This is a genomic window from Serratia sp. 22264 (assembly GCF_052045345.1).
GTDB lineage: Bacteria > Pseudomonadota > Gammaproteobacteria > Enterobacterales > Enterobacteriaceae > Serratia > Serratia plymuthica.
Genome location: NZ_JBQEOY010000001.1, coordinates 858,125 through 870,656, shown reverse-complemented (window position 1 = coordinate 870,656; position 12,532 = coordinate 858,125). Strand labels below are relative to the sequence as shown.

Here is a 12,532-nt window from a genome sequence, read left to right as displayed (position 1 = left end):
TGTTATCGGCGGCTGGTATTTCAGCTGATCAATAGAACAGGAGATCACCTTGGCAACCAAACGCATGCGCACCAAGCACTGGAAGATGTTTTTGATTTTGTTGTTAATCTGCGTAGCCCTATTGTTATTGCGCTGGGCGGCAATGGTTTTCGGTTAACGCCAACCGGACGTCGACGCTATTTTCAGTTGCGCCGTTCGCCCGGCGTTTTAGCCACCGGCTCCAGCAGCTCTCGCAGATAGGCTATTCGCGCCTCCCCCTGCGGCAACCACAGACGGCACAACCGATTTTGCACTTCTGCCCGCCGGCTCAGGCGATAGTATTCCGCCAGTTGATCGACCAGTTTCATCACGCACCCTCCAGATATTCGACAAGCTAAGTATTGGGCGAAAAAACCAGAAGAAACACTGATGCCTTATTTTTTATGCTTCCGGTTTTAGCGTTGTGCGACCGGTGCAGTGGCGAACCCTGGGCCCAACTGCTACATTGACCAAAAATCACCCAGCCGAGGTAAATGATGATGTTCTCGGAGCAGGAGATAAAACCCGTGTGGGATGAAGTCGCCCGTTTGATCGGTGACAGCGTGATGCAACTGCGCCATCGCGGCGAGGTGTTATCGGTAGAAACGCTGGCGAAGCACCTGGCGCGGCAGTTGGCTGAAAGCAACGATATCGAACGCCGGATCCTGATCGGTGCGGCGATCAACATGCTGAAAGATGGAAAGTGAATCGCCAACCGGAATGGTTGGCGATTCGGCAGAAGCCCGAGGTATGCAAGCCCGGCCTTCTGAGCGCTACTATGTCAGGCTGACCCGATGAAATTAATAGGAATTATCGCGTTTTTGCCAAAAATTACTGTTTTTGTTGCCTTGGCCTATCAACAGCAAAATAAAAAACCGGAGGAATCCCCTCCGGCTATCCATCATGAATGTTGGGCTCAGATTAACCAACCCAGCAATAAGGTCGCCCCAATCACCGTCGAAGCACCACCAATGCGCGTGGCAATTTGCGCGAACGGCATCAACCCCATACGGTTGGACGCGGAGAGGATCGCCACGTCGCCGGTACCGCCCAACCCGCTGTGGCAGCAAGTGACGATCGCCGCTTCAATCGGGTACATTTTCAGGTAAGGCGCAATCAGGAAGCTCACCACGCCCATCGACAACACCACCGAACCGCAGACCACCACATAGCCCACCGAAAACACCGCCACCACGCTTTCCAACGGCACATACAGCATGCCCAGGCCAATCATCAGCGGCCACACCAGCGCGGTAGAAACGAACTTGTAAAAACTGTGCGCGCCGGTTTCCATCGAGACCGGGATCACCCGGCAATATTTGCACAGCACGGCAAACAGAATCATCAGCACCGGGCCGGGAATATGCACAATGTGTTCAAACAGGCCGCCGACGATAAAGAAGGCGCAGATCACCAGCAGCCCACCGCCCATCAGTTGGAAATCGACATTGCCGTTGGTTTCCTTGATGGCGAACACCGCGTTTTCCTGCGCCGAGCGGATCAGCATGCCTTCCCCGCTCAGCGCTTTGCGCTGCAGGCCGATACGCGCCAATACCCCAGCCGCAACGATAGCGAAGATATTGCCCAACACCGCCGCCGGTGCCAGTTGCGCCACGTAAACGTCCGGCGTCGATCCCAAAATGGCGGAATACGCCAGCGACAGCGGCAAGATACCTTCACCTATGCCGCCACCGATGATTGGCACGATGATAAAGAAGAAGGTGTGATAGAAGGTAAAACCAAACAGCTTGCCCACCAGCAACCCGGTGACGATCGCCGTGACCGTGCCGACCACCAAAGGCACGAACATGCGGATCATGCCCTGGATCAGGATCACCCGGTTCATGCCGAGTATGCTGCCCACCACCAGACTGGCGATAACGAAGTACAGCAGGTTGGCTTCTTTCATCAGCAGATGGACCGTGCCCATCACGTTAGGCTGGAAGACGTTAAAGTAAACCAGAACCGAAGGCACCATCAGGCATAAAATGGCCGGGCCGCCGATATCCCGCAACACGGGAATACTTTTGCCTAAATGCGCCAGCGCAAAACCCAGCGTCATAATCACCGCCAGGCCGCCGATCATATTTTTCGGCAAGAAGTTGGCGTAGGCCGATACGGTAACAATGGCGCAAATAGTGATAAACAACGCGACCGGAACCGCGCCGATATCCATTTGTCTAATTTGATTAATTAATCCTGATGAATCAGGTAATGGCGTATTTTTTTCACAGGCAACTTCTGCATTTATCTGTTTCATTATTCACCCTGCTGACAAGTGTTCGGTGCGGAACGGTTCGCCTGACCACAAGCGAAGAACGTTATCAAACAAAAACAACTGTTTATCATAAATTTTATTGCGTATTTTCGTTTTTTAATAATGGAAAAACAGTGGACAGCTCAGACAATATGATAAAAAATAAAAATACAAAACTAAATTGCGTCGCGTTAATTCAATATTGTGAGCCCCAACCAATGTTGGTTTTAATTAATTATCGTCAGCGTTTTGTAATTAAATTAATCAGGTTAAAATTCGCTGCTATGCTATAGATGGAAGTAAAAATCCGTGCGTTTATTAATGAGAACCGGAGCAGGAATTAGCTGAATCCGGTCAGCTGTACCCGAGCCTCTTCTCTGCACGCGGCACCGTGCAGGAGTGAGGCACATAATATATGCCCTATGGCTTTCGTTTTTGCCAACGACTCCACGGCTTGAAAGGCTACGGGCATAGAACCGATAAGGAAGTAGATATGTCTTCAATCGCTGTTACCCCACAAACGCTGGCCCGCTACGGTATCCATCAGGCTACCGAGATCGTCTATAACCCAAGTTACGAACAACTGTTTATCGAGGAAACCCGCGCCGACCTGCCGGCACTGGAACGCGGTACGCTGACCCGGCTTGGCGCAGTTAACGTCGATACCGGCGAATTCACCGGCCGCTCGCCGAAAGACAAATACATCGTCCGTGACGACACCACCCGCGATACCGTCTGGTGGTCCGATAACGGCACCGGCAAAAACGACAACCAACCGCTGTCGCCGGAAGTCTGGCAGCACCTGAAAACCCTGGTGGGCAATCAGCTCTCCGGCAAACGCCTGTTCGTGGTGGATGCATTCTGCGGCGCCAATGCCGATACCCGCCTGAAGGTGCGTTTCATTACCGAAGTGGCCTGGCAGGCGCACTTCGTCAAGAACATGTTTATCCGCCCGAGCGAAGCCGAACTGGTCGATTTCGAACCGGACTTCGTGGTGATGAACGGCGCCAAATGCACCAACCCGGACTGGCAACAGCAGGGGCTGCATTCAGAGAACTTCGTCGCCTTCAACCTGACCGAACGCATTCAGTTGATCGGCGGCACCTGGTACGGCGGCGAAATGAAAAAGGGTCTGTTCTCCATCATGAACTACCTGCTGCCATTGCAAGGCATTGCCTCCATGCACTGCTCGGCCAACGTCGGCGAACAGGGTGACGTGGCGATATTCTTTGGCCTGTCCGGCACCGGCAAAACCACCCTCTCCACCGATCCCAAGCGCCAGTTGATCGGTGACGACGAACACGGCTGGGATGACGACGGCGTGTTCAACTTTGAAGGCGGCTGTTATGCGAAGACCATCAAGCTTTCGCCGCAGGCCGAGCCGGAAATTTATCAGGCAATTCGTCGCGATGCGCTGCTGGAAAACGTGCAGGTGCTGGCAGACGGCAGCATTGATTTCGATGACGCCGGCAAGACCGAGAATACCCGCGTCTCCTACCCGATCGACCACATCGAAAACATCGTCAAGCCAGTGTCCAAGGCCGGTCACGCCAAGAAGATCATCTTCCTGACGGCGGATGCTTTCGGGGTTCTGCCGCCGGTTTCTCGCCTGACGCCGGAACAAACCCAATATCACTTCCTGTCCGGCTTTACCGCCAAACTGGCCGGTACCGAACGCGGCATCACCACGCCAACCCCTACCTTCTCCGCCTGTTTCGGCGCCGCGTTCCTGACGCTGCACCCGACGCAGTACGCCGAAGTGCTGGTGAAACGCATGGAAGCGGCCGGTGCCCAGGCCTATCTGGTGAATACCGGCTGGAACGGCAGCGGCAAGCGTATCTCCATCAAGGATACCCGCGGCATTATCGACTCGATTTTGAACGGCGAGATTGAGCACGCCGAGACCTTCACCCTGCCGATCTTCGGCCTGGCGGTCCCGACGGCGCTGCCGGGCGTTGATCCTTCGATCCTCGATCCGCGCAAAACCTACGCCGACGAATCTCTGTGGCAGGAAAAAGCGCAGGATTTGGCACAGCGTTTTATCGATAACTTCGCTAAATACACTGTGACTCCGGCAGGCGAAAAGCTGGTGAACGCCGGGCCGAAACTGTAAACACTCCCTGTTTTATCCGGGCGCCTGAAGGCGCCCTTTTTATGTCGCTAAAATGCAAAACGCCCAATGAAGTTCATCGGGCGTTGGCAGGCTGAGAGGTGACAACCTATTGCACCTTGTCTGCATCGCTTAAGGCACGAACACGCCGCGGAAACGCATTTTTCCAGCGGCCAGCCGCTTGTAGGCTTCCTCCGCTTGATCCAGCGAGAAAGTCTCGACGATCGGTTTCACTTTACCTTTGGCCGCGAGATTGAGCACCTCGCCCAGATACTGCTGCCCGCCGTGTGTCGAACCAATAACCCGCTGGCGCATCATATGGAATGGCACGCCGTCGGACGAAATAGCAAAGGGTTTGCTGAAATCCAACCCGCAAAGCACGACGCGGCCGTCAACTCTCAACCCCGTCATCGCTTCCTGAGCGGAATCGAAATCGTTGGTTGTCACCAGCAAAATATCTGCGCCGCCGCTCTCCAACAATGCCTTCCCGGACTCGACGACCCGATCGGCACCCAGTTGCAGCGCCAGAGAGTGCTTATCCGGTGAATGAGTGATGGCGATCGTCTCGAAACCGCAGGCTTTCGATAGCTGCAACGCGACGTGTCCCAGGCCGCCAATCCCCAAAACGGCCACCTTCTCGTGGGGTTGTGGCGCGGCATCACGAAGCCCGCTCCAGGTGGTATAACCGGCGCACATCATAGGCGCGGCATCCACATAGGGCAGCCCATCCGGCAGCAACACCGTGCCTTCGGCAGCGATGGCGATATATTCGGCATGCCCCCCCTGCGCGACGAAACCTGTGGTACGCGGCGAAACGCAATTCATCGCAGTTTGCCCCGTTAGAGGGCGGTTCTCGCGACAATAGGCGCAACGCCCACAAGATGACTGCACCCATGTCGTACCGACGCGATCGCCAATCTGACGCGAATGCACGCCGGCGCCGACCTCAACCACTTCACCCACCACTTCATGGCCGGGGGTCTGCGGATAGATATCCCCGGCGTAGCCTTGCGTAGACCATACGTCGGTGTAACACATTCCTGAAGCACGCACTTTTACCAATACCTGACCTGGCTCAGCCTTGGGCATCGGCACTTGCCAAACTTCCCACGGGCGATTGGCACCCGTCATGACGACGGCTTTCATCTTCTTTTCCATTGCAGGTTCCTTGCTTTGCGATAGCGGTTAATATGCGCCGATATGCTCCGACGCCTTGCCATGCAAGCGTAAAACACTCCCCTTATCGCAACAATGCAGGCCAGCCTCACTGTTAAAGTGAATGATATTCATCAATCGAAGGGACAGAGGAAAAGTACACAGGCGAGTTACGACTGCTGTTGTTGCGCGCCGCGAATGCAGCTTATCAACGCCTTCAGCCCGCTTGACACATGACGATGACCGGAATAATAGAGGCACAATCCCGGGTATGCCGGGCACCACTCATCCAACACGCGCTCAAGGCGCCCTGCCCGCAGCGCTTCGATTGCCAAATGATCGGGCACAAAGGCGATGCCAATACCCTCGATGGCGGCATCGACCATTAAAGGTTGATCGGTCAACGTGAGTGGGCCGGTAACATTTATCGATTCCGCGATGCCATGGCGTTCGAACTCCCAGCGATAAATGGCTCCGCTGTCGAAACGGAAGCGGATGCAGTTATGGCGCAGCAGATCTTGCGGCACCATCGGGCGCCCGTGCGCGGCGAAATACTCGGGCGCGGCGATGACGGCAAAGCGCACGGGTTCGCTGACGCGTATTGCGACCATATCCTGCGGCACAGCGTCGGCCAGACGGATCCCGGCATCAAACCCATCGGCAATGATATCGCTGAGTTTGCCGTCACAGACGATATCGAGGTGGATCTGCGGGTATGCAGCCAGAAAGCGGGCCAGCAGCGGGCGTAAAACCATACGGACCGCGCCTTCACTGGCGTTGATCCGCACAGTGCCGCTGGGTGTCCCGCGAAAATCATCCACCTCTTGCAAGGCATTGCTGATGGAAGACAACGCGGGGCGCAGTTTAGCCGCAAGCTGCTCTCCCGCGTCGGTCAGCGATACGCTGCGCGTTGTGCGATTGAACAATCGAACGGCAAGGCGTTGCTCCAGATTTTTCACTGAATGACTGACCGCCGATGGCGTCACCTCAAGCTCCACCGCCGCCGCATGAAAACTGCGGTGCGTCGCGACGGCGAGGAAAACGGTCAGGGCAAACAGGTCGCCATTTTTAAATTGGTGAGCATTGTTCATTTTATTAGTCAGAAATAGTGAGACAACATCAATAATGAACATGCCATATTTCAGCAAAAGCCACAACAATGCGGGGCTCGGCCCCTTAATCCCGTACCAAGCCCGGCAGCACCAGCGTCAACGCCGCCGCAATGCGGTTGTCGATGTCGCTGCCCGGCGGCAACAGTCCAAGCGCCATCTGGCGCAAGGGTTCGGCCATCACCATCGCCAGCAGCAGATCGCTGGTCTGCGCGCAGTCCAACTCACGCAACCAGCCGTGCCGTTGTTGGCGCTGCAGCCAATCCGCCACAATGGCCCGACCGCGTTCAATGCCGTTACGCTGATAAGTTGCCAGCAACGCCTCCCGCCCAGGAAACTCGCTCTGCAACAGGCGAAAGACCCCCACCGCCTGCACGCTCAGCACCTGTTGTGCAATGGCGCGCAGGCCCTGCTCAAGCAGCGGCGTTACCTCTGCCGCCCGCTGCGCATCCTGTTCAAACGCCGGCTGAAAAGCGTCGGTCCAACTGGCTATCGCCTGCATCACCAACGCATCGCGATTTTCGGCAAAACGGTACAGGGTTTTCTTGGCCATTCCGGCCCGTTTCGCCACCGCGTCCACGGTGGTGGCGGCATACCCCTGCGTCAGCAACAGCGCCAGAGTAGCCTCAACCGCCGCCGAGCGCAGCTCCGCCTCCGGGGCCGAAGGCCTTCCACGCGAACGCGGTTCGGCATCCCTTTCATTTGCCATAATGGTTCCTCGAAATCGTTGACAGGAACAGCATACCGGCATAGCCTTAATTAGGAAACCAATATCGTTTCCTAATTTATAAGGATGACCGCTATGACACATCAATCGCTGATGCTTCCTTGGGGCGTTAATGATATCAACGCGTTGCTTAAACCGGAACCGCTGCTGCTGGAGATGGGGCTGACGCGCAGCACCGACGGATTGCTGACCGTGGCGATCCGCACCGATCTGCCCGGCTGCAAGGGCCGCATGCTGGACTGGTGGTTTACCTTTTTTGAGACCACCCAGCACATTCGCTGGTGGCATCCGCACGATCACGTTGAGCACCGCGGCTGGGACAGGCACTGGAAAAAAGGCGAAAGCTACATTGGCGCCAGCATCAACGCGGTTGAATGGCTGGCGGAGTTGCCGCCGGTGCCGGCACGCCTCAAGTTTCACGCCGCCGAAGATTTTTTTGCCGCGCAACCGCTGCAACAGGCGCGCGACACCCAGGCGCTATCTGCCGCCATTTGCGCCCGTATCGGCTTCGGCGAGCAGGTGGCGCTGGATGACAATGGCGACCCTCGCGACGGAGAAATGCTGCATTTGGCGCGTGACACGCCCTTCGGCTGCGTGCTGCGCAGCCGTTTCCTGTTGGGTAAATCCTGTGCGAACGCGCATGACGAGCTGCCGGACGAGATTGGCTTTAATCTGATGCGTCACTGCTATAACGAATTCAGCTATCTGGCGCAATTCCTGCCATCGTTGTACTACGCCGAAAATGGCCGTGAGGCGGCGCCGTTACCCTGGTGAACCCCCTTCACACTTCCCGTTGAAAATAATTGATTGTTTTGTCATATGAATTTAGAAGTGGATGACAACAACTCAAACGTACGGGAACGGGAATGGACGCACAAACGACGGTTATCGACGCACGCCGGTCGCGCCAGGCATTGCTGGCCGGATCGGTCGGCAACTTTATCGAATGGTATGAATTTGGCGTTTACGGTTTTCTGGCCACCGTCATCGCCGCCAATTTTTTCACTCTGCAGGGTGAAAGTGAAATCACCAGTCTGATCCTCACCTACGCCGCCTTCGCGCTGGCCTTTTTCTGCCGCCCGATCGGCGCGGTGATTTTCGGCCGCATCGGCGACAGGATCGGGCGCCGACCGACGCTGATTGCGGTATTGCTGCTGATGACCCTGGCAACCGCCCTGATCGGCGTGATGCCGACCTATGCCTCTATCGGCGTCGCCGCCCCGTTGCTGCTGACCCTGTTGCGCATGTTTCAGGGGCTGTTCGCCGGCGGCGAGTTCGGCGGTGCGGTGTCGCTGATGACCGAGTTCGCGCCCAAGGGCAAGCGTGGGCTGTACGGCGCCTGGCAATCGCTGACCGTGGCGTTCGGGCTGTTGGCCGGTGCCGGGCTGGTGGCGCTGCTGGCCGCGCTGTTGACGCCGGAACAGTTACATGACTGGGGTTGGCGCATTCCCTTCCTGTTGGCGTTGCCGATGGGCGCGGTGGCGTTGTGGCTGCGGCTGAAACTGCAGGAAACGCCGACCTTTAAACAGGCGCAACAAAGCGGCGGCGAAACGGCGCAAGCGCCGGAAGTGAAGCTGGGCGGCGTGCTGAAAACCATTCTGATCGGCATTGGCCGCATGATGGGCTGGTCCGCCGCCGGTTACACCTTCCTGGTGGTGATGCCGTCCTACCTGCAAACTTCGCTGCACGCCACCTTCCAGCAGGCGCTGGTGGCCACGGTGCTGGCCAACGTCGGTTTCGCCCTGACCATTCTGCCCGCCGGCATTCTCAGCGATAAGCTGGGGCGCAAAACGGTGATGCTGGCGGCGGTCATCGCGGTGATCCTGTTTACCTTCCCGCTGCTGCACTTGCTGCAAGACCCGCAAAGCTCGCTGCTGGCCAAAGGCATCGCGGTATTGATCGCCGGTGCGGTGGTCGGGATGCTGGCCGGCCCCGGCCCGGCGATGCTGGCAGAGATGTTCCCGACCAAAGTGCGCTACACCGGTCTGGGGCTGGCCTATTCGCTCTCCAACGCGGTATTTTCCGGTTCAGCGGGGTTAATCATCACCGGTTTGATCAAGCAAACCGGCAACCTCGATATCCCGGCTTACTACGTGGTCGCCACCTCGGTGGTCAGCCTGTTCGCACTGATGACTCTGCGGCGCGACGATCATCTGCGCTCGCTGAACGAGCGTTAATCCTGAAGGGGCGCATAGCGCCCCAAGTTCGAACCGCTGCGCAATTTTTGTGCGCCGTTCTAGTGCATCCCCCCAGTCACCGTTTCAACGCCCCTCTCGCCCTGTCAGCAAAATGACTGATTATTTATAGTTATTAATAAGTTGAAAAATAATTCCCGCCACTATTCGCAGTTGGCCCTTAACTTGCTCCACCTTGTATATACATGGACGGACATTACCGACACGGACATCACTATTACTCACCAGTGCGAAAGACGAGGTTCCCCCATGAAGCAACCCATAAAAACGCTACAAAAAGTGCTCGCCACCGCCTGCTGCCTCAGCATGCTTGCCGCCCCGGCATTCGCCGCCGAGACACCTCTGACCAAGCCGGAGGCCGGCACCTTCAAAATGGGCATTGAACCCTGGTTGGGCTACGGCCAGTGGCACGTAGCCAATAGCCTTGAGCTGTTCAAACAACAGGGGCTGGACAAGGTGGATATCATCAACTTCGCCGAAGATAAAGACATCAACGCCGCACTGGCCAGCGGCCAGATCGATGCCGCCAATATCGCCACCCACACCGCCATGGGCATGGTGTCCGCCGGTCTGCCGGTCAAAATCGTGCTGCTGCTTGATCAAAGCCAAACTGCCGACGCGCTGATTGTCGGCCCTGGCATCAAAACGCTGAGCGATCTGAAAGGCAAACAGGTGGCATACGAAGAAGGCACCACCAGCGACATCCTGCTGCACAGCGCCCTCGCCTCCGCCGGAATGAAATGGAGTGACATAGTGCCAGTGCCGATGCCTGCCGACGCCGCAGGCAGTGCGCTGATCGCCAAACGCGTCAGCGCCGCCGTCACCTACGAACCTTACCTGAGCATGGCGAAGAAACAGGACGCCGACGTAAAAATGCTGTACAGCGGCGAGTCCGATCCGGGCCTGATCAGCGACGTGCTGGTGGTACGCGACGAGGTGATCAAGTCCAGGCCGGGCCAGGTCGCCGCCATGATTAAAAGCTGGGATGCCGCGTTACGGCATTATCAGCACAACACCGCGGCGGACCGGGCAATCATCGCCAAACAGGTTGGCGCCAGCCCGGCCGATCTGGCCAGCGCGTTTGACGGCGTGAAGTACTACTCGCTGGCGGAAAACAAGCAGGTCCTGAGCGAGCACTTCGCCAAACACACCTTCGCCCACGTGCTGAAAGCGGCCACAGAAGCCAAGCTGGTGAGCAAACCGGTCACGCCGGAAAACCTCATCGACGCGCGATTCGTTAACGGTCTGTAAGCCGGATTAGCGCCGGCCGACGGTTTATGACCGGCGCAACGCCCCATCAGAGGAAAGACCCGATGAGCTCGATAAAACTGGATGCGCCTAACGCGCGCACGCATCTGAACAACGCCCCACCGCCTGGGCGGCGCAGGCGCAAGCCGCTTGGGCTGATGGTGATCGGCAAAACGCCGTCGCGCGGGCTGTTCGTCGCCATCGCCGTGGCCGTGTTCGCGCTGCTGCTGCTGAGCTGGTGGCTGGCGACCCGCAGCGGCGCGGTACCGGCGATTTTTATGCCCACGCTGGACGGCGTATGGCGCCGCATGGTCAGCCTGACGCAGGACGGCACGCTGTGGAGCGATATTCGCAGCAGCCTGTACCGCATCTCGGTGGCCTTCCTGATTTCGTCGGTGATGTCCATTGTCATCGGCGTATTGGCCGGCTGTTACGGTTTTTTCAAAGCGGTCACCGAACCGCTGGTGGATTTTGTCCGCTATATGCCGGTGGTGGCCTTTGTGCCGCTGACCATTTTGTGGACCGGCACCGATGACGTGCAGAAATTCCTGATCATCTGGATCGGCACCTTCTTTCAACAGGTGCTGATGGTGATCGACACCGTAAAGCGCGTGCCGGGGGATTTTGTCGGCCTGGGGCGCACGCTCGGTATGCCGGACCGCAATATCCTGTTCAAGATCGTGCTGCCCAGCGCGCTGCCGGGCATCTGGGATGCGTTGCGCATCAGCCTCGGTTGGGCCTGGACCTGGCTGGTGCTGGCGGAGCTGGTGGCCTCCACCTCAGGGCTGGGCTACCGCATCGTGGTGTCGCAGCGCTTTTTCCAGACCGACACCATTATCGGCTACATCCTGCTGCTGGGGCTGCTTGGGCTGATCACCGATCAACTGATGCGCGCCGCCGAGCGCGTGTTGTTCCGCTACAACGCGAGGCGTAAATAATGGCGACCCTAACCCTAAACAGTCTGAACAAAAGCTTTCAGGTCGGTAAGCGATCGCGTCAGGTATTGCATGACATCGATCTGACGCTGCACGACAACGAGTTTGTCTCTGTGGTCGGCAGTTCCGGCTGCGGCAAAAGCACCCTACTGTCGATCGCCGCCGGGCTTGAGGATTTCGACAGCGGCAGCGTGCGCGTTGACGGCGTGGACATTCGCGGGCCGGGCATCGATCGCGGCGTGGTGTTTCAGTCTTATACCCTGCTACCGTGGCTGACCGCCCGCCAGAATATTGAATTCGCCCTGAAGGCGGCGGGCTATGGCCGCGGCGAATGCCGTGACATCGCCGGCGACCACCTGGCGCTGGTCAAGCTGACCGAATTCGCCGATGCCTATCCCAACGAACTGTCCGGCGGCATGAAACAGCGGGTGGCGATTGCCCGCGCGCTGTCCTACCGGCCGAAAATCCTGCTGATGGATGAACCCTTCGGCGCGCTCGACGCCATGACGCGCCACCAGATGCAGCTGTTGCTGACGCGCATCTGGGAAACCCATCGCCTGACGGTGATGTTTGTCACCCACGATATCGAAGAGGCGGTGTACCTGTCGGACCGCATCGTGGTGATGGGGCCGGGCAAAATCAATACCACCTTTCAGGTCGATCTGCCGCGCCCGCGCAGCGAAGAAGTGAGCGGTGACGCGCGCTATATCGATCTGCAACGTCAGGTTCTGAAATCTATCCGGGAACAGGCTTCCCAACACGAATTAGCTTAGGAGCA

13 protein-coding genes are annotated in these 12,532 nt (G+C 57.5%); 8 read left to right on the top strand and 5 right to left on the bottom strand.

What is annotated here, in order from left to right; genetic code table 11:
* The first annotated feature begins 49 nt into the window (after positions 1 to 49).
* Positions 50 to 157, top strand: a complete 108-nt coding sequence (gene yniD, locus ACTJJ1_RS04270) for a small membrane protein YniD (RefSeq protein ID WP_020438901.1) — start codon at positions 50 to 52, stop codon at positions 155 to 157.
* Positions 158 to 182: 25 nt separating this feature from the next.
* Here yniD and ACTJJ1_RS04265 read toward each other — a convergent pair whose 3' ends face one another.
* Positions 183 to 347, bottom strand: a complete 165-nt coding sequence (locus ACTJJ1_RS04265; protein WP_004943479.1) for a hypothetical protein — start codon at positions 345 to 347, stop codon at positions 183 to 185.
* Between the two features lie 168 nt (positions 348 to 515).
* Here ACTJJ1_RS04265 and ACTJJ1_RS04260 point away from each other — a divergent pair, with 168 nt between their 5' ends.
* Positions 516 to 725 carry a hypothetical protein gene (locus ACTJJ1_RS04260; RefSeq protein WP_004943477.1) on the top strand — a complete coding sequence of 70 codons (210 nt, stop codon included), beginning with the start codon at positions 516 to 518 and terminating at the stop codon, positions 723 to 725.
* 209 nt (positions 726 to 934) lie between these two features.
* Here ACTJJ1_RS04260 and ACTJJ1_RS04255 read toward each other — a convergent pair whose 3' ends face one another.
* A complete protein-coding gene (locus tag ACTJJ1_RS04255) occupies positions 935 to 2,278 on the bottom strand; it encodes a 2-hydroxycarboxylate transporter family protein (protein ID WP_006324873.1) in 1,344 nt (447 codons plus the stop codon).
* 490 nt (positions 2,279 to 2,768) lie between these two features.
* On the opposite strand from ACTJJ1_RS04255, the gene pckA reads away from it, so the two are divergent.
* Positions 2,769 to 4,388 (top strand): phosphoenolpyruvate carboxykinase (ATP), encoded by a 1,620-nt coding sequence (pckA, locus tag ACTJJ1_RS04250; protein ID WP_440832519.1) that lies wholly within the window; start codon positions 2,769 to 2,771, stop codon positions 4,386 to 4,388.
* Positions 4,389 to 4,517: 129 nt separating this feature from the next.
* Here the strand turns inward: pckA and ACTJJ1_RS04245 are convergent, their stop codons facing one another.
* From ACTJJ1_RS04245 to ACTJJ1_RS04235, 3 genes are all read right to left on the bottom strand, one after another.
* Positions 4,518 to 5,543 (bottom strand): alcohol dehydrogenase catalytic domain-containing protein, encoded by a 1,026-nt coding sequence (locus tag ACTJJ1_RS04245; protein ID WP_062791997.1) that lies wholly within the window; start codon positions 5,541 to 5,543, stop codon positions 4,518 to 4,520.
* Between the two features lie 167 nt (positions 5,544 to 5,710).
* Positions 5,711 to 6,631, bottom strand: a complete 921-nt coding sequence (locus tag ACTJJ1_RS04240; protein ID WP_062792017.1) for a LysR family transcriptional regulator — start codon at positions 6,629 to 6,631, stop codon at positions 5,711 to 5,713.
* An 85-nt stretch (positions 6,632 to 6,716) separates the two neighbouring features.
* On the bottom strand, positions 6,717 to 7,358 hold the full coding sequence (locus ACTJJ1_RS04235) for a TetR/AcrR family transcriptional regulator (RefSeq protein WP_440832517.1): 642 nt from the start codon (positions 7,356 to 7,358) through the stop codon (positions 6,717 to 6,719).
* 93 nt (positions 7,359 to 7,451) lie between these two features.
* Here ACTJJ1_RS04235 and ACTJJ1_RS04230 point away from each other — a divergent pair, with 93 nt between their 5' ends.
* The 5 genes from ACTJJ1_RS04230 to ACTJJ1_RS04210 all read left to right on the top strand — a co-directional run bounded on the left by ACTJJ1_RS04230 (position 7,452) and on the right by ACTJJ1_RS04210 (position 12,527).
* Entirely contained in the window at positions 7,452 to 8,150 is a 699-nt protein-coding gene (locus ACTJJ1_RS04230) for a DAPG hydrolase family protein (RefSeq protein ID WP_208905019.1), read from the top strand.
* Positions 8,151 to 8,242: 92 nt separating this feature from the next.
* Complete coding sequence (locus ACTJJ1_RS04225; protein ID WP_440832515.1) at positions 8,243 to 9,553, top strand: MFS transporter; 1,311 nt, start codon at positions 8,243 to 8,245, stop codon at positions 9,551 to 9,553.
* 267 nt (positions 9,554 to 9,820) lie between these two features.
* Entirely contained in the window at positions 9,821 to 10,822 is a 1,002-nt protein-coding gene (locus ACTJJ1_RS04220; protein ID WP_006324869.1) for an ABC transporter substrate-binding protein, read from the top strand.
* Between the two features lie 62 nt (positions 10,823 to 10,884).
* Positions 10,885 to 11,757: an ABC transporter permease gene (locus ACTJJ1_RS04215; RefSeq protein WP_006324868.1), complete on the top strand. Its 873-nt coding sequence runs from the start codon at positions 10,885 to 10,887 to the stop codon at positions 11,755 to 11,757.
* Positions 11,757 to 12,527 (top strand): ABC transporter ATP-binding protein, encoded by a 771-nt coding sequence (locus ACTJJ1_RS04210; protein ID WP_440832512.1) that lies wholly within the window; start codon positions 11,757 to 11,759, stop codon positions 12,525 to 12,527. The genes ACTJJ1_RS04215 and ACTJJ1_RS04210 overlap by 1 nt, the downstream gene beginning before the upstream one ends.
* The last annotated feature ends 5 nt before the right edge of the window (positions 12,528 to 12,532 follow it).

Bases quoted from the DNA above. Each gene is read 5' to 3' on its own strand.
- ACTJJ1_RS04265 (WP_004943479.1), bottom strand. From the start codon at position 347: ATGAAACTGGTCGATCAACTGGCGGAATACTATCGCCTGAGCCGGCGG.
- ACTJJ1_RS04260 (WP_004943477.1), top strand. From the start codon at position 516: ATGATGTTCTCGGAGCAGGAGATAAAACCCGTGTGGGATGAAGTCGCC.
- ACTJJ1_RS04255 (WP_006324873.1), bottom strand. From the start codon at position 2,278: ATGAAACAGATAAATGCAGAAGTTGCCTGTGAAAAAAATACGCCATTA.
- pckA (WP_440832519.1), top strand. From the start codon at position 2,769: ATGTCTTCAATCGCTGTTACCCCACAAACGCTGGCCCGCTACGGTATC.
- ACTJJ1_RS04245 (WP_062791997.1), bottom strand. From the start codon at position 5,543: ATGGAAAAGAAGATGAAAGCCGTCGTCATGACGGGTGCCAATCGCCCG.
- ACTJJ1_RS04240 (WP_062792017.1), bottom strand. From the start codon at position 6,631: ATGAACAATGCTCACCAATTTAAAAATGGCGACCTGTTTGCCCTGACC.
- ACTJJ1_RS04235 (WP_440832517.1), bottom strand. From the start codon at position 7,358: ATGGCAAATGAAAGGGATGCCGAACCGCGTTCGCGTGGAAGGCCTTCG.
- ACTJJ1_RS04230 (WP_208905019.1), top strand. From the start codon at position 7,452: ATGACACATCAATCGCTGATGCTTCCTTGGGGCGTTAATGATATCAAC.
- ACTJJ1_RS04225 (WP_440832515.1), top strand. From the start codon at position 8,243: ATGGACGCACAAACGACGGTTATCGACGCACGCCGGTCGCGCCAGGCA.
- ACTJJ1_RS04220 (WP_006324869.1), top strand. From the start codon at position 9,821: ATGAAGCAACCCATAAAAACGCTACAAAAAGTGCTCGCCACCGCCTGC.
- ACTJJ1_RS04215 (WP_006324868.1), top strand. From the start codon at position 10,885: ATGAGCTCGATAAAACTGGATGCGCCTAACGCGCGCACGCATCTGAAC.
- ACTJJ1_RS04210 (WP_440832512.1), top strand. From the start codon at position 11,757: ATGGCGACCCTAACCCTAAACAGTCTGAACAAAAGCTTTCAGGTCGGT.